The following is a 19640-nucleotide window of genomic DNA, read 5'->3' on the forward strand; positions in this document are numbered from 1 at the left end:
CGCTGCCCCGATAAGGGCTGAGCTGCGCATCGAGGATCACGTGTGAGCGCACATTCATCAAGGCTACGAGGCGCAGCATCGGAAAGGGTGTCTGGCGCTCGGTGCCCGTATTACCAGAGCCAAAATGCTCCCTCAGCTCAGGAGAATCAGGGGTTCTCAGTAATGCGCCATCTACCGCGAACACTTGCAAGCCGTGCCATTGATCACCTTCGTAGCGCTCGCAACCCCACTGCATGCCTGTTTGGCGGAACAAGGATTCGACCGGATCAGCTCCCAGTCGCTTACGCGCTTCGGTGACTCCGCTGCGCGCCAGCAACTGATCGGAAGCCAGGCCTTGAGCACAGATATTCAGCCGTCTGGCCACCTCATGCACAGGCTCATCGCGGAACAAGGCCATGCCCAGTACCAGCCAAAGCACTTGATCACTCGGCAGGCGCCTGCGCCGAATAGTGGCTTGAGCGGAGAGATTGAGCGCACTGGCGACCCATTCGACAGGAATGTTCTGAGTGAAGGTGCTGAGGTCGGAGAAGTTGAAGAGATCGCCGAGGTCGAGCAACTGCTGCTGAATGGGCATAAAAAATCCGATACCAGGAAGCTGGTATCGGATTTTCTAGAAACCCCGGCTTGGACTCAAATGCTTAAGTGAACAGCATTACGCACGCTGGCGGGGCTTGCTTTCGATACGTCAGCTCGCGTTACCAGCCCACACCGAAACCGATGGTGTAGCGGGTTTCGTCCTTGTCGCCATCCGAGCCACTGACCTGATCTTTCGAGGCCTTCATGTTCAGCGAGGCCCAGTCGGTGACCTTGTAGCGCAGGCCCACTTCGGCATCCAGTGCGTAATCGGCGGCACTGGCAAGCGGCTTGCCCACTTCGCCGGTGCTGAACAATTCGAAGGTCTTGCCGATCAGGTAGCGGTTGTAGTCCCAACGCATACTGATGGCGTAGAAGTTGTCCTGCTCGCCATTGGCATACTCGTAGTCGGAGCGGTTGAGCAGACCGGCAACGGAGAATGCGCCCAGCTCGTTATCCCAGAACTGGTAACCCGGACCGGTACCGATGGTGCGCTGACGCTCCAGGTCTTCGACCTTGTCGCGCTTGTATTCCAGGCGCCCTTGCCAGAACCACTGTTCGTCGAGGAAACGGTCGAGGGCGTATTCGGTGCCCCAGTTGTCGGTGCTGACCACGTCATTGCGCAATTCACGGTTGTAATCGACCGTCGCGTTGTGGCGCCATTTGCCATGACGGGCCTGGGTCTTGAGGTCGACGTCGTAGTCGTCGGTGTCGCTCTCGGCCCGTTTGTAATCCATGGCCACATCGACGTTACCCTTCCACATGAAGTCTTCGACGAAGGGCTTGGGCTTCATGATCTGCTTGATGCTGGCCAGCTCTACGGTCTTCGGCGCGTCGCCATTGGCGAGAATAACCTTGCCCGAATCGGCGGCCTGCAGCGACTTGGCCCGCTCGCCGGTGACGTCGTTTTCCTTGACCAGCAGCTCGCGATCACTTTCCAGGGTGGCGACCTGTTTCCAATCCAGCGGGATGGAACCACCGTAGGCGGTTTCCAGCATCAGTTTGCCGCCGTCGAAAACCTTGATGGTTCCGGTCAGGCGGTCGCCGTTCTTCATCCATACGGTATCGGCCAGCAGCGGAGTGGCGGCTACGCTGAGGCCCAGGCACAACAAGGTACGAGTAAACATAAGCGGATGCTGTTGCTCCGGTTCGCGGTAAATCGGGCATTATCCGCATACCCGACATTTGAGCAAGAAATGACCGACGGAAATGCCTCAAGTTCATCGACGGCCGACAGCCAAGCGGAACCAGGAGCCTGCCATGCCAACACGACAGTCCAATTACAGCGCGCCGCTGGCCGACGGTGACCAGCAGGCCCGCCGTGATGCGCTGTACCTGGTGCTGGCCCAGGTGCCGGCCGGCAAGGTGGTCACCTATGGCGAGCTGGCCGCGCTGGCAGGCCTGGGGCGCGCCGCACGCTGGGTCGGCCGGACCCTCGGTCAACTGCCCGATGGCACCGCCCTGCCCTGGCATCGCGTGGTCGCTGCCGGGGGCCGACTGAGCCTGACGGCGGACTCGCCAAGCGGGGTTGAACAACGTGCCCGATTGCGCGTCGAAGGGGTGCTATCCCACAATGGTCGGGTGGATATCCGACGTCACGGCTGGCGGCCCCTGGAGCACGAGACATGAGACTCGGCGCACCACACGCAACCGGCTTGCACTGACCCGACCCTAGCCCCTAGAGTGCGCCACTTGTTCATGCTTTCTCCCCCCAGGCCGACCCCTTTCAATGCATCGTAAAAGCTGGCGCGACGCGATCGCCGCCTACTCCAGCCCCTCGACACTGGTTCTTCTGGTGCTTGGGTTCGCCGCCGGCCTGCCTTACATGTTGGTGTTCTCGACCCTGTCGGTGTGGCTGCGCGAAGCCGGCGTGGCGCGCGAAACCATCGGCTTCGCCAGCCTGATCGGCCTGGCCTACGCCTTCAAATGGGTGTGGTCGCCACTGCTCGACCAATGGCGCCTGCCGCTGCTCGGCAAGCTCGGCAGGCGGCGCTCCTGGCTGGTGCTGTCACAGATACTGATCGCCATCGGCCTGGCCGGCATGGCACTGTGCGATCCGCACACCCACCTGACCTGGCTGATCGCCCTCGCCGTGCTGGTGGCCTTCGCCTCGGCGACCCAGGACATCGCCGTCGATGCCTACCGCCTGGAGATCGTCGACGACACCCGCCAGGCCGCCCTGGCCGCCAGCTACATGGCCGGCTACCGGGTTGCCGCGCTGCTCGCCACCGCCGGCGCGCTGTACGTCGCCGAGGGCCTTGGCTCGACCACCCTGCTCTACCAGCACGCCGCCTGGGCCGGCACCTACCTGCTGTTCGCACTGCTGATGCTGCCTGGCCTGCTGACCAGCCTGTGGATGAAAGAACCGGCGGTGTCGATGAAGACCCAGCTGGCCGCCGCCAAGTATGGGTTCAGCCATCAGATCGCCTCGGTGCTGGTGCTGATCGTGCTGTTGGTGTCGGTACCGGCGATGTTCACCCAGCTCTACAACACCGACTTCCCCAGCCTGGTGACCGGCGAAGCCACGTTGCTGGACCTGCTGCTCGAGGATCGCGCCTTCCTGCGCGCCATCCTCTATACGATCCTGACCGCCCTGTGCCTGTCGTCGATGGGCCGCCGCGGCCTGGCACCGGTGCTCACGCCGGTCAACGACTTCATCCTGCGTTACCGCTGGCAGGCCTTCCTGCTACTGGGGCTGATCGCCACCTATCGCATGTCCGACACGGTCATGGGCGTGATGGCCAACGTCTTCTACATCGACCAGGGCTTCACCAAGGATCAGATCGCCAGCGTCAGCAAACTGTTCGGGTTGATCATGACCCTGGTCGGCGCCGGTGCCGGCGGGTTGCTGATCGTGCGCTTCGGCATCATGCCGATCCTGTTCATCGGCGGCGCGGCGTCGGCAGCCACCAACCTGCTGTTCATGGCCCTGGCCGGCATGGGCGCCAACCTGCAGATGCTGATCTTCACCATCTCGGCGGACAACTTCAGTTCCGGCCTGGCGACAGCGGCGTTCGTCGCCTACCTGTCGAGCCTGACCAACCTGAAGTTCTCCGCCACCCAGTACGCGCTGCTGAGCTCCATCATGCTGCTGCTACCACGGCTGATCGGCGGCTATTCCGGCGTGCTGGTGGAGAAGTTCGGCTACGCGGATTTCTTCCTGATCACCGCGCTGATGGGTGTGCCGACCCTGCTGCTGATCCTGCTGCAGTGGCATCGCCAGGGCAACCGGGCCAGTGCGATACCGGCCGACGAGCCGCCTAAACAGCAATAACAACGCCCATGAAAAAGCCGACTCTCGTCGGCTTTTTCGTTTCAGCGGGCCGCGTTTCAGCCGGCCTTGCCCTGCTGCACCATCTGCACCAGGCGCGGCGGCTGCGCCAGCTCGACACCCTCGGCGCGCAGACGATCACGCACGCTCTCGTTGAGCATGAAGATCACCGGCCAGTAGTCGCCGGCTGCCGTCCACATGCGCAGCGACAGGTTGATCGAGGTTTCGCCCAGGTTGGATACCACCACCACCGGCGCCGGCTCCTGATGCACGCGCGCGTCCTTGGAGAGCTCCAGCAGCACTTCGCGAGCCTTGGCCAGGTCGGCGTCGTAATCGAGCTTCACGTCGTACAGCACCTGGCGGGTGTTCTGCCGCGAGTGGTTGGTGATGATGCCGTTGGACAAGGTGCCGTTGGGCACGATCACCACCTTGTTGTCGCCGGTTCGCAGCACGGTGTGGAAGATCTGGATGTAGTCCACCGAACCGGAAACACCCTGGGCCTCGATGAAGTCGCCGGCCTTGAAGGGGCGGAACAGCATGATCAGCACGCCGCCGGCGAAGTTCGCCAGGCTGCCCTGCAGCGCCAGGCCGATGGCCAGGCCGGCCGCACCGATCACAGCGATGAACGAAGTGGTCTCCACGCCGATCATCGACGCCACGCTGATGATCAGCAGCACCTTGAGCACGATGCTCGCCAGGCTGCCGATGAAGCTGCTCAGCGCGCGGTCGACCTTGCGGCCGTCCATCAGGGCGCTGACCTTGCCTGTCAGCTTGCTGATCAGCCACCAGCCGATCAGCAGGGTAACGATGGCCAGGGCCAGCTTGCCGCTGTACTGCAGCAATACCGGAATCCAGGCCTGCGACATCACGACCAGCTGGTCGATGCTCATATCCATCGGGCATTCCTTCTAGCAATTCAAACGAAAACGCCATGGCAAGCCATGGCGTTAGCACGGGCGCTCACGAAATTGCGACGCCCGTCGTTCGCCGGGGTTCAATAAACCCCGCCGTATCAGTCGCGGAAATTGTTGTACTGCAGGGGCATACCGAAGTCCTTGCCACGCAGCGAGGCGATGCATTCCTGCAGGTCGTCGCGCTTCTTGCCGGTGACGCGCACCTGCTCGCCCTGGATGGCGGCCTGCACCTTGAGCTTGGCTTCCTTGATGTGGGCGACGATCTTCTTGGCCAGCTCCTTGTCGATGCCTTCACGGAATTCGACTTCCTGCTTGACCACCTTGCCGGACGCGTAGGGGTCCTTGGTTTCCATGCACTGGCTGTCGATCTTGCGCTTGATCAGGCAGCCACGAATGATGTCGAGCATCTGCTCGAGCATGAAATCGGCTTCGGCGGTCAGCGTGACGGCCTTGTCCTTGACCTCGAAGCTGCACTTGCCGCGCAGGTCGAAGCGCCGCTCCAGCTCCTTGGTGGCATTGTCCAGGGCGTTGGTGAGTTCGTGTTTGTCCAGTTCCGAGACCACGTCGAACGAGGGCATGGAATTCCTCCAGATAAAAAGCGCGACCGGGCAGCGCTGCTTCCGATTCGCCTGCTGGCTGCCACCTGTGCAGCGACGCGAGCTGCATCGTGCTGGGCGCCAGTTCGCGAGATCGAGAATAAGTTCTGCGCAAATCGCGCGGATGGCTTGACGATAAAATTGGCGCGATCATTATATCCGCTCTGATACAGACCGCTCGGCGTTGTATTGGTTACTCCCCTTCCCTCGACCCGTTTTCCTGCCAGCGAGTGCCATAAAAAACATGCCCAACCCCCATCTCAGTATTCTGGTGGTGGACGATGCCAAGTTCTCGAGCGCCATGATCGGGCGCGCATTGAGCCAGGCTGGATATCAGGATATTCGCTTCGCCAGCAGCGCTGCCGAAGCCATCAGCAACCTCGAACAACGCCCCGCCAGCGTGCTGCTGGCCGACTGGCTGATGCCCGAAATGGACGGCCTGGAGCTGACCGGACGGGTGCGCCAACTCGACGAGGCGGCCGAGCATTACACCTACATCATCCTGCTGACCGGCAAAGAAGGTGAGAACGTGCTCAACGAAGCCTTCGACCGCGGCGTCGATGATTTCATCAGCAAGTCGGCCATGAACGAACAGTTGCTGCCGCGGGTATTCGCCGCCGAACGCCTGTGCAGTACCCTGCAGCGCCTGCTCCAGGAAAACGCCCTGCTGGTGCAGAACATCGCCAGCCTGGAAGAGCGCAACCTGGTCGACCCGTTGACCGGCCTGGGCAACACCCGCTACCTGAAGCAGAAGATGGCGGACAGCCTTCGCCAGGTGGAATCGCGCGGCGGCGCGCTGTGCTACCTGCTGATCGGCTTGCAGGGCGCCGATGAGCTGGGCGCACGCCACGGCAAGGCCTTCTACAACGAATTGCTGCGCAGCGTGGCCCGTCGCCTGCAACAGCTGGTGCGCCCGCTGGACGTGCTGGTGAGCCTGGACGACCGCCATTTCGCGCTGATCACCCTGCTCGAAGACCTGCAGGAATGCTCGCCGAGCAGCTTCAAGCGCCTGCACGAAGGGCTCAACCTCAAGGCCTTCAAGACCAGCGAAGGCTTCATCAGCCTCAAGGCCGGCATTGCCGTGGTCGGGCTGGACAGCAAGGCCATGCCGATGGAGCAGCAGCAACTGCTCGACCTGGCCACCCGACTGTTACCCGAAGCCCATGCCAGCGGCCGCGTGACCGCCGTACGCTTGCCGCGCACATGAGCTGGCACGTACTCGGCGCCGGCAGCCTGGGCAGCCTGTGGGCCACCCGCCTGTTTCGCGCCGGCGTACCGGTGCAGCTGATTCTCCGTGACCCGCAGCGCCTGGCCGCCTACCGCCAGGGGGGCGGGCTGACGCTCGTCGAACACGGCCAGGCCAGCCTGTACGCCATATCCGCCAGTGACTTGAACGAGCAGGCGCCCATCGACCGTCTTCTGCTGGCCTGCAAGGCCTACGACGCCGTAGAGGCCATCGCGGCGGTAGCCCACCGGCTGACGCCGGAGGCCGAGGTGATCCTGTTGCAGAACGGCCTGGGCAGCCAGGACGAAGTGGCCGTGCAGCTACCCGGACGCCGTTGCCTGCCCGCCTCCAGCACCGAGGGTGCCTTTCGCGATGGTGACTGGCGGGTGGTGTTCGCCGGCCAGGGCCACACCTGGATCGGCGATCCGCTCGATGCCACAGCGCCAGGCTGGTTGAACGATCTGCAGCGCAGCCAGATTCCGCATACCTGGAGCCCGGACATTCTGGCGCGGCTATGGCGCAAGCTGGCGCTCAACTGCGCCATCAACCCGCTGACCGTGCTGCACGGCTGTCGCAATGGCGAGTTGGCCCGCCACCGCGATCAGGTCGATGCACTGTGCGCCGAACTCGACGGACTGTTGCGCAGCTGTGGCCGGGCTGACGCCGCCCAGGATCTGCAACGGGACGTATGGCGGGTGATCGAGGCCACGGCTGCCAACTACTCCTCCATGTACCAGGACGTGGCCGCCGGTCGCCGCACCGAAATCAGCTACCTGCTCGGCTACGCCTGCGCCGCCGCCGAGCGCGCAGCGCTGCAGGTGCCACACCTGAACGCCGTGTACCGGCAACTGCTCGAGCATCTGGACCGCCACGGATTGCCGCGCTATTGAGTCACGCGCTAACCTGCGCCCTCACCTGCCACCACGAAACACGCCCATGCGCCTGCGCCACCGCCTGAAGAACCTTCCCGTTGGCCGAAAACTGCTCGCGGCGCTGCTGGTCCTGCTGGCCGCCGTGCTGGTGGTCGCCAACATGACCTTCATCAGCGCGGCCTACTGGATCTCCCAGGAAAGCGTCGCTCCCCAGGCACTGCAGACCCTCGGCCGGCTGTTCGCCACCCCGGCCCTGAGCCGTGAGGCCCTGAGTTCGCGCGAGGCGGCCCATGAGCTGCTCAAACGCCTGGATGGCTATGGCCCGCTGCGCGCAGCGGTGATCTACGACGCCGCCGGCAACAGCATGGCGCAACTGCAGCGTGGCGAAAAACTCGATTTGCCCACCCAGGTCGATGCCCTGGACAACTGGCGCATTGGCGAATTTCGCGCCAACCAGCTGATCGAACTGCCCCAGGCCGATGCGCCGCCCGGGCACCTGCTGCTGGTCGCCTCCAGCGAGCTGCCGGGCGCTTTCTACACCGGCACCGTGACCGCCAGCCTGGTGATCCTGGGCTTCAGCCTGGTGCTCTGGCTGCTGGTGGCGCGGCAGATCCGCCGCCTGGTCACCAGCCCGATCAAGCGCCTCGAAGAGCTGACCCGCCAAGTCACCCGTGAAGAGAACTACTCGTTACGCGCGCGACGCGGCAACCGCGACGAAATCGGCAGCCTGGCCGAAGCGTTCAACACCATGCTCGAACGCATCGAAGCGCGCGAGCAACAACTCAAGCGCGCCCGCGACGACTCCGAGGAGGCCTACAACCAAGCCCGCGGCCTGGCCGAGGAGACGCGCCTGTCCAACCGCAAGCTGGAACTCGAAGTGCAGGTGCGCAGCAAGATCGAGAAGAAGCTCACCGGTTTCCAGAACTACCTCAACAGCATCATCGACTCCATGCCCTCGGCGCTGATCGCCCTGGACGAACAGCTCTACGTGGCGCAGTGGAATCAGGAGGCCAGCGCGCTGTCCGGTACCTCCATCGACGAGGCGGTCAACCAGCCAGTGTTCCTCGCCTTCCCACTGCTCAAGCCGTACCTGTCCAAACTCAAGCGCACCGCCGAGCAGCACCGGGTCGAGAAGATCGAACGCGTCACCTGGATTCGCGATGACGAGCCCCACCACTACGCCCTGACCTTCTACCCGCTGATCGGCAGCATAGGCCGTGGCGTGGTGATCCGAATCGACGACATCACCCAGCGCCTGAATCTCGAAGAGGTCATGGTGCAGTCCGAGAAAATGCTTTCCGTTGGCGGCCTGGCGGCCGGCATGGCGCACGAGATCAACAACCCGCTGGGCGCCATCCTGCACAACGTGCAGAACATCCGCCGGCGCCTGTCGCCGGAACTGCCGCGCAACCAGGAGCAGGCCGAACTGGCCGGCGTCAGCCTGCCGGCCATCGACCGCTACCTGAGTGCCCGGGAAATTCCCATGCTGCTCGACGGCATCCAGCAGGCTGGCGCGCGGGCCTCGAAGATCGTCACCCACATGCTCAGCTTCAGCCGCCTGAGCAACCGGCAGCTGGCGCCCTGCCAGTTGCCGGCGCTGATCGACCAGGCCGTGGAGATCGCCAGCAACGACTTCGACCTGACCGAAAGCTTCGACTTCAAGAGCCTGCTGATTCAGCGCGAATTCGACCCACAGTTGGGGCCGATCCCCGGCATCGCCAACGAACTGGAACAGGTGCTGCTCAACCTGCTGAAGAACGCCGCCCAGGCCATCCACCTGCGCGACGACGACAGCGTCCCCGGCAAGCTGATCCTGCGTACGCGCCTGGCGCCGCCGTGGGCCGAAGTGCAGGTCGAGGACAACGGTGTGGGCATCCCCGAAGCCGTGCGCAAGCGTATCTTCGAACCGTTCTTCACCACCAAGGAAGTCGGCCAGGGCACCGGCCTGGGGCTCTCGGTCTCGTACTTCATCGTCACCAACAACCACAAGGGCCAGATGGAGGTGCACTCGCGCACCGGCCAGGGCACCTGCTTCACCCTGCGCCTGCCATTGGGCGTAGGCAACTGATCATCGCCACGGAGGCTCCATGGGTTATCGACTCTCGAAAATCTACACGCGCACCGGCGATGCCGGGCAGACCGGCCTGGCCGATGGCCGTCGCGTCGCCAAGGATCATCCGCGCATCGAAGCCATCGGCGAAGTGGACACCCTCAACAGCCAGCTCGGCCTGCTCCTCGCTGACCTGCTCGAGCAGCAGGCGAACCACCCGGGGCTCGGCGAACTGGTCGAGGTGCTCGCGCCCTGCCAGCACCGCCTGTTCGACCTCGGTGGCGAGCTGGCGATGCCCGAGTACCACGCGCTGCAGGGCGCCGAGATCGAGCGCCTGGAAGCGGCCGTCGACCGCTGGAACGAGGAAGTCGGGCCGCTCACCAACTTCATCCTGCCCGGCGGCTCACGGCTGATCGCCCAGGCCCACCTGTGCCGCAGCAGCGCCCGCACCGCCGAGCGACGCTGCGGCCAGCTGCATGCCGTAGAGCCGCTGCGCGGTGAGCTGCTGGCCTACATCAACCGGCTGTCCGACCTGCTGTTCGTGGCCGCGCGGCTGATCGCCAGGCGCCAGGGCATCGACGAAGTGCTCTGGCAGGCCGCCGTCAAAGGCTGAGGCGACTCTCGAAGCGGCGCAGCTCGCCGCTCAGCGGGTCACTGAACGACAGCCCACGGGCCAGCAGCTTCAGCGGCCGCTCGTAGTCGTCGGGCTCACCCTCGGCGCAGCTGACTTCGGGATAGAACGGATCGTTGAGGATCGGCGCGCCCAGGGCTGCCATATGCACCCGTAACTGATGCTTCTTGCCGGTGACCGGCTGCAGACCGTACAACCAGTGCTCGGCGCGCTTCTCGATCACCTCGACACGCGTGCGAGTGTTCGCCACCCCCGGCGCCTCGCGCATGCGAAAGAACGGCTCCCCGGCTTCGAAACGCGTTTCGCGCAGCAGCGGAAACTGCAGCGCCGGCAAGGGAGCAGCCAGCGCCTCGTAGCGCTTGTCGATGGCGCGCTCGCGAAACATTGCCTGGTAGCGCCCGCGAGTGTGCGGGTTGCAGGAGAACAGCACCAGCCCGGCGGTGTGCCGGTCGATGCGATGCAGGGGCACCAGATCGGCATTGCCGGTACGCTTGACCAGCCGCGCCAGCAAGGTCTGCTCGACGTAGGCGCCGGCCGGCATCACCGACAGGAAATGCGGCTTGTCGGCGACCAGAATGTGCTCATCGACATGCAGGATGGCTTCCTCGAAGGGAATCAGCGGCTCGGCGGGCACCTCTCGAAAATAGTGCACGCGCAGGCCGACCCGATACGGGTGATCGACGCCGATGGGCGCGCCTACGGCGTCCAGCACCCGGCCGCGGGCCATGCGCTCGAGCCAGACGTCCCGTGGAATCGCCGAGAAATGCGCGCACAGGCAGTCAAGCACCGTCGCCCAGTCACCGGCAGGCAAGTGAAGGGTGCTGGGGCGCAGGGTCGGCTGATCGGATGGTGGCATGCAGAGGCTCCAGGCGCGGTAGTCAGGGCGCGATCAGGTAGAGACAGATCGACAGCGTCACCAGCGAGCCCAGCGTCGACAACAGGATGGTGCTCGACACCTCGGCACCGTCACGGCGATAGAACTCGGCGAGCATGAACGGCCCGGTACCGGTCGGCAACGCGCTGAGCAGCAGCGCGGCGTGGGCCCACATCGGCGGCAGGCGGAACACGTAGACGGCCAACACCCAGGTAATCAGTGGATGAGCGACCAGCTTGATCAGTACCAGGCCAGTGCCGCGCTGCTTCGGCCCTGCGTGCTTTTCAGCCAGGAACAAGCCAAGGGCGATGAGCGCGCAGGGCCCGGTGGCAGCAGCGAGCAATTTGAGAAACTGGTGCAGGGGCGCCGGCAGCGGCTGCGCCGTAGCCGCCCACAGGCCACCGAGCAGCGGCGCCATGACGATGGGGTTCTTGATCAGGGCGACAGCAACTTTGCGCACCGCAGCCAGCAGGCTCTTCTCGTTCTGCAGGCCCACTTCGATGCACACCACCGCCAGGGCGAACAGCACGCAGATGACGATCAGGCAGGCGATCAGCGCCGGCTCCATGCCGGCATCGCCGAATACCAGCAGGCACAGCGGAATGCCCATGTAGCCAGTGTTGGCGTAGGAGGCGCTGAGCCCACGTAAGCTGGCGTCGGCGAGGCTGCCGGTACGACGCAGGGCTACCAGCAGTACCAGAACGAAGAGCCCCAGGGTGGCGATGCCATAAGCGAGGATGAAGCCGGGCTGCCAGATCTCGTCCCATACCACGGTGGCCATCGCCTCGAACAGCAGCGCCGGCAGGCACAGCCAGACCACCATGCGGTTGATCTCCGAGGCGGCGGTGGCACCCAGCAGGCCCAGGCGCCGGCAGGCGAATCCGGCAAGGATCAGCGCGAAGATCGGCAGGATGACGTTGAGAACGGAGGCCATGGGCCGTGGATCACTCGAAAACAGGACGCCGCAGGGTAGGCGCTACGGCCTGCTCACACAAGCGCAGCCGTCAGCGCTGACGCTCGGGCCAGAACGCACGAATCCCGGCTACGCCCTGGGCACCGGCCTGCCAGGCCTGCTCGACCTGCTGCGGCCCCACACCGCCGAGCAGGTAGCACGGCTGGTTGAAGTCCTTCAACAACTCGATCGCCTGCTCCCAACCCAGCGGCTGGGCATCGGGATGGCTTGCGGTGGCCTGCAAGGGCGACAGGGTGACGAAATCGGCACCGATTTGCGAGGCCAGCTCGAGTTCTTCGGCATTGTGGCAGGAAGCAGCCAGCCAGCGGCCCTCGGGCAGTGGACGGCCCTTGCTGGCGTACTTGCGTAGCTGCTCGGCAGTGAGGTGCCAGCCGGCTGCGGGGAAATCGCCCAGCCACTCCAGCGGACCCTTGAGCATCAACTGCGCCTTGCCGGCACAAAGCCCCTGGACGTCCACGGCGATGTCCCGGTACTGGGCATCGAACATCGCTGGCGCCCGCAGCTGGATCAGACGAATACCGCTGGCAATCGCTGCACGCACGCCAGCCAGCAGCTCGGGGCCGTCCAGGCCTTCCGGGGTGATCAGGTAATGCTCGGGCAGCCGAGCAGCGGCGACGATCGGTCGGTTGGCGGCAGGAAATTCGTAGTCGCCCAATTGCCGTGCGCTGACCCACGCCAGCGGCTGGCCTTCGGCGCCGTGGGGTTCACCCGCGAAGCGGCTGACTTCCCAGACATCCAGCAGCACATGCTTGTCGCTGTAATCGTGGCGCACCTGGATCAGCGGCCGCGCCGCCTCGACGGTAATGCCCAGCTCCTCGTGCAGCTCGCGCGACAGCGCCGCCAGAACGCCCTCGCCCCCCTCGACCTTGCCGCCTGGGAACTCCCATAGCCCGCCCTGGTGTTTGTCATCAGGGCGTTTGGCGATCAGGATCCGGCCATCGTCACCGCGGATTACCGCGGCCACTACATGCACGCGTTTCACGTCTTCTCCTTCAAAGCATCCTGCAGCCAGCGCTGGAACGCCGGCCACTGAAAAATGGTGTCCACATAGGCCGCTGCATCCGCCGGAAGTTGCACGCCGTAGCTGCGCAACCGGCTGGCGACCGGGGCGAAATAGGCGTCGGCAATACTGACGTCGCCGAACAGGTATGGACCGCCCTGGCCGAAGCGCTGGCGGCAACCGGCCCACAACGCGACGACACGCTGGATATCGTGCTTGACGTCGTCCGCCACGCTGGCCAGCGGCGCATTGCGCTGCATGTCCATCGGCATGTGGCTGCGCAGCGCACCGAAGCCGCTGTGCATCTCCGCGCAGACCGAGCGGGCCATGGCACGGGCAGCCACATCACGCGGCCACAGTGCCACCTCGGGAAAGCGCTCGGCCAGGTATTCAGCGATCGCCAGGGAATCCCAGATCACCCCGGCATCCTCGGTCTTGAGCACCGGCACTTTGGCGGTCGGCGAATGCTCCAGCAGCCTTGCGTGGGTGTCGGCCCGAAACAGCGGCACCAGGGTTTCCCGGTACGCCGCGCCGCTGAGATCGAGCAGCAGCCAGCCGCGCAGCGACCAGGACGAGTAATTCTTGTTGCCTATCACCAATTCGAGCGACATCTATTTCTCCAGCGATCAGAAGGAACAGAACGACAGCTTCGCCGTTGGCTGCCGGCAAGGCAAATTCCGCTCGCTCATGGGGCCATGCACGAGCGGAATGAACGCGCCAGCCGCCCTGTCGGCGACCGGCACGAGGCTCAGGTGCGGTATTCGGCGTTGATCTTCACGTACTCGTGGGACAGATCGGTGGTCCAGATGGTCTCGCTGCAGGTGCCACGGCCCAGTTCGATGCGGATGGTGATCTCCTCTTCGGCCATCACCGCGGAGCCCTGCTCTTCGGTGTAGGTCGCGGCGCGGCAACCCTTGCTGGCGATGCACACGTCGCCCAGGAACACGTCGATCTTGCTGACGTCCAGCTGCGCCACGCCGGCACGGCCGACGGCGGCGAGGATGCGCCCCCAGTTGGGGTCGGAGGCGAACAGCGCGGTCTTGATCAGCGGCGAATGGGCCACTGCATAGCCGACGTCCAGGCACTCCTGGTGCGTCGCCCCGCCGTTGACCTGCACGGTGACGAACTTGGTAGCGCCTTCGCCATCACGAACGATGGCCTGAGCCACGTCCATGCACACCTCGAAAACCGCCTGCTTCAACGCGGCGAACAGCGCGCCGCTGGCCTGGGTGATTTCCGGTAGGGCCGCCTTGCCAGTGGCGATCAGCATGCAGCAGTCGTTGGTGGAGGTATCACCGTCGATGGTGATGCGATTGAACGACTTGTTCGCGGCGTCACGCAGCAGGTCCTGCAACACGCCCTGGGCGACCTTGGCGTCGGTGGCGATGTAACCGAGCATGGTGGCCATGTTCGGCTTGATCATGCCCGCGCCCTTGCTGATGCCGGTAACGGTGACGGTCACGCCCTCATGGGTGAACTGGCGGCTGGCACCCTTGGGCAGCGTGTCGGTGGTCATGATGCCGGTGGCGGCATCGGCCCAGTTGTTTTCAGAGAGGTTGTCCAGCGCGGCCTGCAGAGCGCCTTCGATCTTCTCGACTGGCAGCGGCTCACCGATTACCCCGGTGGAGAACGGCAGCACTTCGCTCTCATCGACGCCGGCCAGGCCGGCCAGGCTTGCGCAGGTGCGCATGGCGTTCTGCAGGCCCGGCTCGCCGGTACCGGCATTGGCATTACCGGTATTGGTCAGCAGGTAGCGCACGCTGCCGGAGGCTCGCTTCTTGGCCAGGATCACCGGCGCCGCGCAGAACGCGTTGAGGGTGAACACCCCCGCCACGCTGCTGCCCTCGGCACAGCGCATCACCACCACATCCTTGCGCCCCGGGCGCTTGATACCGGCAGAGGCGATGCCCAGCTCGAAACCTGGAACCGGATGCAGGGTAGACAGCGGGCCAAGACCAACAGCCATGGTGAAGCTCCTCGAATTAGGTGGATGGGCACAGCATGTTCGATGCGAAAACGCCGCGAAGGGCTAGCCCTCGCGGCGTTGGGATTTTACAGCTCAGGTAAAGAACCTGATCACGACCTTGCGAGCTAGAGACCTGCAAGGCGAAAACAGGCGAGGAAGCGGAGTGTACTTTTGTACATGAGCATTCCGAGCCTGTTTTCAACGCCGCAGGGCCGACGCGCAGCTAGTCGTGTTCAGGTTCTCAGTTGACCTGACCGTGGCAGTGCTTGTACTTCTTGCCGGAACCGCAGGGGCACAACTCGTTGCGGCCGATCTTCTGCTCGGCACGTACCGGGGCGGTCGCCACGGCGACATCGCCGTCCTGGCCTTCGGCTTCCGGCTCTTCGAGCGCGGACACTTCGGCGTGCTGGAACTGCATGCGCTGGGCCATGGCTTCGGCTTCGCGGCGCAGACGGGCCTCTTCCTCGGCCGGATCCTCACGGCGAACCTGCACGTGGGACAGTACCCGAATGGTGTCGCGCTTGATCGAATCCAGCAGCTCCTGGAACAGGGTGAAGGACTCGCGCTTGTATTCTTGTTTCGGGTTCTTCTGGGCGTAGCCGCGCAGGTGGATACCGTGACGCAGGTGATCCATGGTCGACAGGTGGTCTTTCCACAGGTCGTCGAGCACGCGCAGCAGGATCTGCTTCTCGAAGGTACGCAGGGCTTCGGCGCTGGCCTGGGTTTCCTTCTCGTTGTAGGCGTCCACCAGTTCCTTGAGGATGCGCTCGCGCAGCGTTTCTTCGTACAGTTTGTCGTCTTCGTCTAGCCACTGCTGGATCGGCAGGCGCAGATTGAAGCCCGCGTAGATCGCTTCCTCCAGACCCGCGATGTCCCACTGTTCGGGCAGCGACTGCGGCGGCATGTGAGCATTGATGGTGCTGTCCAGCACTTCCTGGCGGAAGTCCTCGATGGTCTCGCCGACGTTGTCGGCGGACAGCAGGGTGTTGCGCATGTGGTAGATCACCTTGCGCTGCTCGTTGGCCACGTCATCGTATTCGAGCAGTTGCTTGCGCATGTCGAAGTTGCGGCCTTCGACCTTGCGCTGCGCCTTCTCGATGGCGTTGGTCACCATGCGGTGTTCGATGGCTTCGCCCGGCTGCATGCCCAGGGCCTTCATGAAGTTCTTAACGCGGTCGGAGGCGAAGATGCGCATCAGACTGTCTTCGAGAGACAGGTAGAAGCGGCTGGAACCGGCATCGCCCTGGCGACCGGCACGGCCGCGCAACTGGTTGTCGATGCGGCGCGACTCGTGACGCTCGGAGGCGATCACATGCAGACCACCGGCTTCCAGCACCTGCTGGTGGCGCTTCTGCCAGTCGGCCTTGATCTGCGCGACCTGCTCAGGGGTGGCATTCTCCAAGGCAGCGACTTCAACTTCCCAGTTGCCGCCGAGCAGGATGTCGGTACCACGACCGGCCATGTTGGTGGCGATGGTCAGCGCGCCGGGGCGACCGGCCTGGGCGATGATCTCGGCTTCCTTCTCGTGGAACTTGGCGTTGAGCACCTTGTGCTCGATGCCTTCCTGCTCGAGCAGGCGCGACACGTACTCGGAGGTCTCGATGGTCGCGGTACCGACCAGGATCGGACGACCCTGAGCCTGGCATTCCTTGATATCGGTGATGATCGCGGCGTACTTCTCTTCCTGGGTCAGGTACACCAGGTCGTTGAAGTCCTTACGGGCGATCGGCTTGTTGGTCGGGATGACCATCACGTCCAGACCGTAGATCTGGTGGAATTCGAACGCTTCGGTGTCCGCGGTACCGGTCATGCCGGACAGCTTGGTGTAGAGACGGAAGTAGTTCTGGAAGGTGGTCGAGGCCAGGGTCTGGCTTTCGGCCTGGATCTGCACGCCTTCCTTCGCTTCGATGGCCTGGTGTAGGCCTTCGGACAGGCGACGGCCCTGCATGGTACGACCGGTGTGCTCGTCGATCAGGATGACCTGGCCGTTCTGCACGATGTACTCGACGTTGCGGTGGAACAGGGTGTGGGCGCGCAGGCCAGCATAGACGTGGGTCAACAGGCCCAGGTTGTGCGCCGAATAGAGGCTCTCGCCCTCGGCCAGCAGACCGGCCTGGGTCAGCATGTCTTCGATGACCTGATGGCCGTCTTCGTTGAGCTCGACCTGGCGGCTCTTCTCGTCGACCTTGTAGTGGCCTTGCTGGGTGACCACGCCCTCTTCTTCCTCGATGTGCTGCTTGAGGCGAGGAATCAGGCGGTTGATCTCGGTGTACATCTTCGAGCTGTCTTCAGCCTGACCGGAGATGATCAGCGGAGTACGGGCTTCGTCGATGAGGATCGAGTCGACTTCGTCGATCACCGCGAAATTCAGCTCGCGCTGGAATTTCTCTTCCAGACTGAAGGCCATGTTGTCGCGCAGGTAGTCGAAACCGAATTCGTTGTTGGTGCCATAGGTGATATCGGCAGCGTAGGCAGCGCGCTTTTCTTCCGGCGGCATGAACGGCGTGACGATACCGACCGACAGGCCGAGGAATTCGTACAGCGGGCGCATCCAGTTGGCGTCTCGGCGGGCCAGGTAGTCGTTGACCGTGACCACGTGCACGCCCTTGCCTTCCAGGGCATTGAGGTACACGGCCAGGGTACCGACCAGGGTCTTGCCCTCACCGGTACGCATCTCGGCGATCTTGCCTTCGTGCAGGGTCATGCCGCCAATCAACTGGACGTCGAAGTGGCGCATGCCCATGACGCGCTTGCCCGCCTCGCGGGCTACGGCAAAGGCTTCGGGCAGCAGTTGATCCAGGGTTTCGCCTTTGGCCAGGCGGGCCTTGAATTCTTCGGTCTTGGCACGCAGTTGCTCATCGGAGAGCGCGAGCATCTGCTCCTCGAATGCATTGACGGCCTGAACCGCCTTGAGCATGCGTTTGACTTCACGCTCGTTCTTGCTTCCAAAGAGTTTTTTCAACAAAGGCGCAAACATATCGACAGGATCTTCCACGCTATGAATGGAGGGCGGCCCCGTGAGTCGCCCATGCAGCCCTTATGGCTGCGTGCGAAGGGGGCATTCTACCCGGAAACGGAATTGAAGAAAGAGCGCGATTGGCACAGGGCCATCGGCGCAGTGCGAGCCGGCCTTGGCCGGCTCGATCAGGGCTCGTCGCTGACGCGGGCGATATAACTGTGCGGATTGACCAGCTCACCGTTGCGGGTGACTTCGAAGTGCACATGATTACCGGTGGAACGCCCGGTACTGCCGACCGTGGCGATCGCCTGACCGCGCTGGACCAGATCGCCGACCTGCACGGTGTTGCTGCGGTTGTGTGCATACAGGGTGACGTAGCCATCGGCGTGGCTGATTTCCACGGTATTGCCGTAGCCGTTGCGGCGCCCGGCGAAGGTCACCACACCGGCACCGACCGCTACCACGTCGCTGCCCGCCTTGGCGGCGAAGTCCACACCCTTGTGCACGCTGATGCGCCCGGTCAGCGGGTCGATGCGCCGGCCGAACGGCGAAGATACATAGCCCTGCAGGACCGGGTGGCCGGACAACATGGTCGCCTCGTCGAGACGACGGTCAGCCAGCAGTTGCTCCAGCACTTCGAGCTGCTGCTCGCGGCTGTCCATACGCAGGGCCAGCTCATCGAGCGTACTCATGAACGGCGGCGGCGCATAAGCCGCCCCGCCAATCGGCTCTTCCGGGCCGCCCTGGCCTACACCCAGCGAAAAATCGAATTCGCTGGCGTCCAGCTCGGCCAGCTCGGTAAGCCGCTCACCCAGAGCATCGAGCCGGGTCAGGCGGGCCTGCAGTTCGGCAACGTGGGCGGCGAAAGCATCCAGTTGGCGCTGGGCGTCGACGCGAACCGCGCCGACCTCTTCGCGCTGGGCATCGAGTGCCTGGCTGACCACGGCGCTGTCCAATACCGGCGCCGATTGCGGCGCCATCCAGGCACCCAGTGCCGCACCACCACCCACCGCCAGCACGGTCAACAACCCCAGGCCGGCCAAAAGCCAGCGCAGATCGAGGCTGAGCGAGCGCGCGGCGCCATGGCGTCGGCTGAGCAAAATGATGTGCATGACATCCCCATCTGAAAAAAGCGGAACCCGAGCGGTCAGCAGAGGTTCTGCTACCATGACGGCCCCAAAACGTAGCAGGCTTCCTGCCATGAGTTTTCGTCCCTTGCCGGCCAAGGCGCCCGCCGCGCTACTGCGCGAGGCGAAGCCGCTGAAAGCCCTGTTCAACCAGGCTCAACGCCTCGACCACCTGCAACAGGTGGTGGAAACCCAGCTGCAGCCTGCCGCCCGTGAACACTGTCGCGTGGCATCGTGGCGGGAGGGCTGTCTGCTGCTGATCGTCACCGATGGCCACTGGGCCACTCGGCTGCGTTATCAACAAAAACGCCTGCAACGACAATTGCAGGCGCTCGAAACGTTCGCGACCTTAACGAAAATCCTCTTCAAGGTGCAACCTTCGAGCGGCGAGAAACGCGAGGCACCACGGCCTTTCGAGCTCTCCGACAGCGCCGCCGACAGCATCCAGGAAACCGCCGAAGGGGTCAGTGATCCGCGCCTGAAAGCCGCTCTGGAGCGTCTCGCCAGTCATCGTCGCCGCAGCCATTCCTAAACCCATCAGCTGGTTAGATCCACCAGACCGCGAACGCCATGAAAATGACAGCCCGATAACCGATGCGCGCCTGACGC

18 protein-coding genes are annotated in these 19640 nt (G+C 64.0%); 7 read left to right on the top strand and 11 right to left on the bottom strand.

Annotation, left to right across the window (positions count from 1 at the left end):
- Together BVH06_RS06530 and BVH06_RS06535 are read right to left on the bottom strand one after the other, a co-directional pair.
- Positions 1-568 (bottom strand): transposase domain-containing protein (locus BVH06_RS06530; RefSeq protein WP_177345391.1); only part of this gene is annotated, 568 nt, incomplete at its 3' end.
- A gap of 127 nt (positions 569-695) precedes the next feature.
- On the bottom strand, positions 696-1700 hold the full coding sequence (locus tag BVH06_RS06535) for a DUF481 domain-containing protein (protein ID WP_075930913.1): 1005 nt from the start codon (positions 1698-1700) through the stop codon (positions 696-698).
- 133 nt (positions 1701-1833) lie between these two features.
- Here BVH06_RS06535 and BVH06_RS06540 point away from each other — a divergent pair, with 133 nt between their 5' ends.
- Both BVH06_RS06540 and BVH06_RS06545 read left to right on the top strand, forming a co-directional pair.
- Positions 1834-2202 carry an MGMT family protein gene (locus BVH06_RS06540; protein WP_075933572.1) on the top strand — a complete coding sequence of 123 codons (369 nt, stop codon included), beginning with the start codon at positions 1834-1836 and terminating at the stop codon, positions 2200-2202.
- A gap of 100 nt (positions 2203-2302) precedes the next feature.
- Entirely contained in the window at positions 2303-3847 is a 1545-nt protein-coding gene (locus tag BVH06_RS06545) for an AmpG family muropeptide MFS transporter (protein WP_075930915.1), read from the top strand.
- A gap of 56 nt (positions 3848-3903) precedes the next feature.
- Here BVH06_RS06545 and BVH06_RS06550 read toward each other — a convergent pair whose 3' ends face one another.
- Entirely contained in the window at positions 3904-4740 is an 837-nt protein-coding gene (locus BVH06_RS06550; protein WP_075930916.1) for a mechanosensitive ion channel family protein, read from the bottom strand.
- A gap of 116 nt (positions 4741-4856) precedes the next feature.
- Positions 4857-5336: a YajQ family cyclic di-GMP-binding protein gene (locus BVH06_RS06555; RefSeq protein ID WP_075930917.1), complete on the bottom strand. Its 480-nt coding sequence runs from the start codon at positions 5334-5336 to the stop codon at positions 4857-4859.
- A 262-nt stretch (positions 5337-5598) separates the two neighbouring features.
- Here BVH06_RS06555 and BVH06_RS06560 point away from each other — a divergent pair, with 262 nt between their 5' ends.
- Genes BVH06_RS06560 through BVH06_RS06575 form a run of 4 tightly spaced genes read left to right on the top strand, consistent with a single transcriptional unit; the run spans position 5599 to position 10114 of the window.
- A complete protein-coding gene (locus tag BVH06_RS06560) occupies positions 5599-6561 on the top strand; it encodes a response regulator (protein WP_075930918.1) in 963 nt (320 codons plus the stop codon).
- Positions 6558-7469, top strand: coding sequence for a putative 2-dehydropantoate 2-reductase (locus BVH06_RS06565; protein ID WP_075933573.1), 912 nt, complete (start codon positions 6558-6560; stop codon positions 7467-7469). Before BVH06_RS06560 ends, BVH06_RS06565 begins: the two co-directional genes overlap by 4 nt.
- A gap of 46 nt (positions 7470-7515) precedes the next feature.
- Complete coding sequence (locus tag BVH06_RS06570; protein WP_075930920.1) at positions 7516-9519, top strand: HAMP domain-containing sensor histidine kinase; 2004 nt, start codon at positions 7516-7518, stop codon at positions 9517-9519.
- Positions 9520-9538: 19 nt separating this feature from the next.
- Positions 9539-10114, top strand: a complete 576-nt coding sequence (locus tag BVH06_RS06575; protein WP_075930921.1) for a cob(I)yrinic acid a,c-diamide adenosyltransferase — start codon at positions 9539-9541, stop codon at positions 10112-10114.
- On the opposite strand, the gene BVH06_RS06580 is transcribed toward BVH06_RS06575, so the two are convergent.
- From BVH06_RS06580 to BVH06_RS06610, 7 genes are all read right to left on the bottom strand, one after another.
- Positions 10104-10988, bottom strand: coding sequence for a pseudouridine synthase (locus BVH06_RS06580; protein ID WP_075930922.1), 885 nt, complete (start codon positions 10986-10988; stop codon positions 10104-10106). The two genes, BVH06_RS06575 and BVH06_RS06580, sit on opposite strands and share 11 nt — an antisense overlap.
- 22 nt (positions 10989-11010) lie before the next feature.
- Complete coding sequence (locus tag BVH06_RS06585) at positions 11011-11940, bottom strand: AEC family transporter (RefSeq protein ID WP_075933574.1); 930 nt, start codon at positions 11938-11940, stop codon at positions 11011-11013.
- Positions 11941-12010: 70 nt separating this feature from the next.
- Positions 12011-12961: a Nudix family hydrolase gene (locus tag BVH06_RS06590; protein ID WP_075933575.1), complete on the bottom strand. Its 951-nt coding sequence runs from the start codon at positions 12959-12961 to the stop codon at positions 12011-12013.
- A complete protein-coding gene (locus BVH06_RS06595) occupies positions 12958-13590 on the bottom strand; it encodes a glutathione S-transferase family protein (RefSeq protein ID WP_075933576.1) in 633 nt (210 codons plus the stop codon). Before BVH06_RS06595 ends, BVH06_RS06590 begins: the two co-directional genes overlap by 4 nt.
- A 137-nt stretch (positions 13591-13727) precedes the next feature.
- On the bottom strand, positions 13728-14945 hold the full coding sequence (gene argJ / locus BVH06_RS06600; protein WP_075933577.1) for a bifunctional glutamate N-acetyltransferase/amino-acid acetyltransferase ArgJ: 1218 nt from the start codon (positions 14943-14945) through the stop codon (positions 13728-13730).
- A gap of 241 nt (positions 14946-15186) precedes the next feature.
- Positions 15187-17922, bottom strand: a complete 2736-nt coding sequence (gene secA / locus BVH06_RS06605; protein WP_075930927.1) for a preprotein translocase subunit SecA — start codon at positions 17920-17922, stop codon at positions 15187-15189.
- A 167-nt stretch (positions 17923-18089) separates the two neighbouring features.
- Positions 18090-19016: a M23 family metallopeptidase gene (locus BVH06_RS06610; protein WP_075930928.1), complete on the bottom strand. Its 927-nt coding sequence runs from the start codon at positions 19014-19016 to the stop codon at positions 18090-18092.
- 88 nt (positions 19017-19104) lie between these two features.
- On the opposite strand from BVH06_RS06610, the gene BVH06_RS06615 reads away from it, so the two are divergent.
- Positions 19105-19563: a DUF721 domain-containing protein gene (locus BVH06_RS06615; protein ID WP_075933578.1), complete on the top strand. Its 459-nt coding sequence runs from the start codon at positions 19105-19107 to the stop codon at positions 19561-19563.
- Positions 19564-19640: the final 77 nt, after the last annotated feature.

The organism is Pseudomonas sp. PA27(2017), assembly GCF_001945445.1.
In the GTDB taxonomy this organism is placed as follows: Bacteria; Pseudomonadota; Gammaproteobacteria; order Pseudomonadales; family Pseudomonadaceae; genus Aquipseudomonas.

What these genes read in the sequence shown, in the direction of transcription:
- BVH06_RS06545 (WP_075930915.1), top strand. Translation starts at nt 2,303, where the DNA reads ATGCATCGTAAAAGCTGGCGCGACGCGATCGCCGCCTACTCCAGCCCC.
- BVH06_RS06540 (WP_075933572.1), top strand. Translation starts at nt 1,834, where the DNA reads ATGCCAACACGACAGTCCAATTACAGCGCGCCGCTGGCCGACGGTGAC.
- BVH06_RS06570 (WP_075930920.1), top strand. Translation starts at nt 7,516, where the DNA reads ATGCGCCTGCGCCACCGCCTGAAGAACCTTCCCGTTGGCCGAAAACTG.
- BVH06_RS06615 (WP_075933578.1), top strand. Translation starts at nt 19,105, where the DNA reads ATGAGTTTTCGTCCCTTGCCGGCCAAGGCGCCCGCCGCGCTACTGCGC.
- BVH06_RS06580 (WP_075930922.1), bottom strand. Translation starts at nt 10,988, where the DNA reads ATGCCACCATCCGATCAGCCGACCCTGCGCCCCAGCACCCTTCACTTG.
- BVH06_RS06595 (WP_075933576.1), bottom strand. Translation starts at nt 13,590, where the DNA reads ATGTCGCTCGAATTGGTGATAGGCAACAAGAATTACTCGTCCTGGTCG.
- BVH06_RS06575 (WP_075930921.1), top strand. Translation starts at nt 9,539, where the DNA reads ATGGGTTATCGACTCTCGAAAATCTACACGCGCACCGGCGATGCCGGG.
- BVH06_RS06550 (WP_075930916.1), bottom strand. Translation starts at nt 4,740, where the DNA reads ATGGATATGAGCATCGACCAGCTGGTCGTGATGTCGCAGGCCTGGATT.
- BVH06_RS06610 (WP_075930928.1), bottom strand. Translation starts at nt 19,016, where the DNA reads ATGCACATCATTTTGCTCAGCCGACGCCATGGCGCCGCGCGCTCGCTC.
- argJ (WP_075933577.1), bottom strand. Translation starts at nt 14,945, where the DNA reads ATGGCTGTTGGTCTTGGCCCGCTGTCTACCCTGCATCCGGTTCCAGGT.
- BVH06_RS06555 (WP_075930917.1), bottom strand. Translation starts at nt 5,336, where the DNA reads ATGCCCTCGTTCGACGTGGTCTCGGAACTGGACAAACACGAACTCACC.
- BVH06_RS06565 (WP_075933573.1), top strand. Translation starts at nt 6,558, where the DNA reads ATGAGCTGGCACGTACTCGGCGCCGGCAGCCTGGGCAGCCTGTGGGCC.
- BVH06_RS06535 (WP_075930913.1), bottom strand. Translation starts at nt 1,700, where the DNA reads ATGTTTACTCGTACCTTGTTGTGCCTGGGCCTCAGCGTAGCCGCCACT.
- BVH06_RS06560 (WP_075930918.1), top strand. Translation starts at nt 5,599, where the DNA reads ATGCCCAACCCCCATCTCAGTATTCTGGTGGTGGACGATGCCAAGTTC.
- BVH06_RS06585 (WP_075933574.1), bottom strand. Translation starts at nt 11,940, where the DNA reads ATGGCCTCCGTTCTCAACGTCATCCTGCCGATCTTCGCGCTGATCCTT.
- secA (WP_075930927.1), bottom strand. Translation starts at nt 17,922, where the DNA reads ATGTTTGCGCCTTTGTTGAAAAAACTCTTTGGAAGCAAGAACGAGCGT.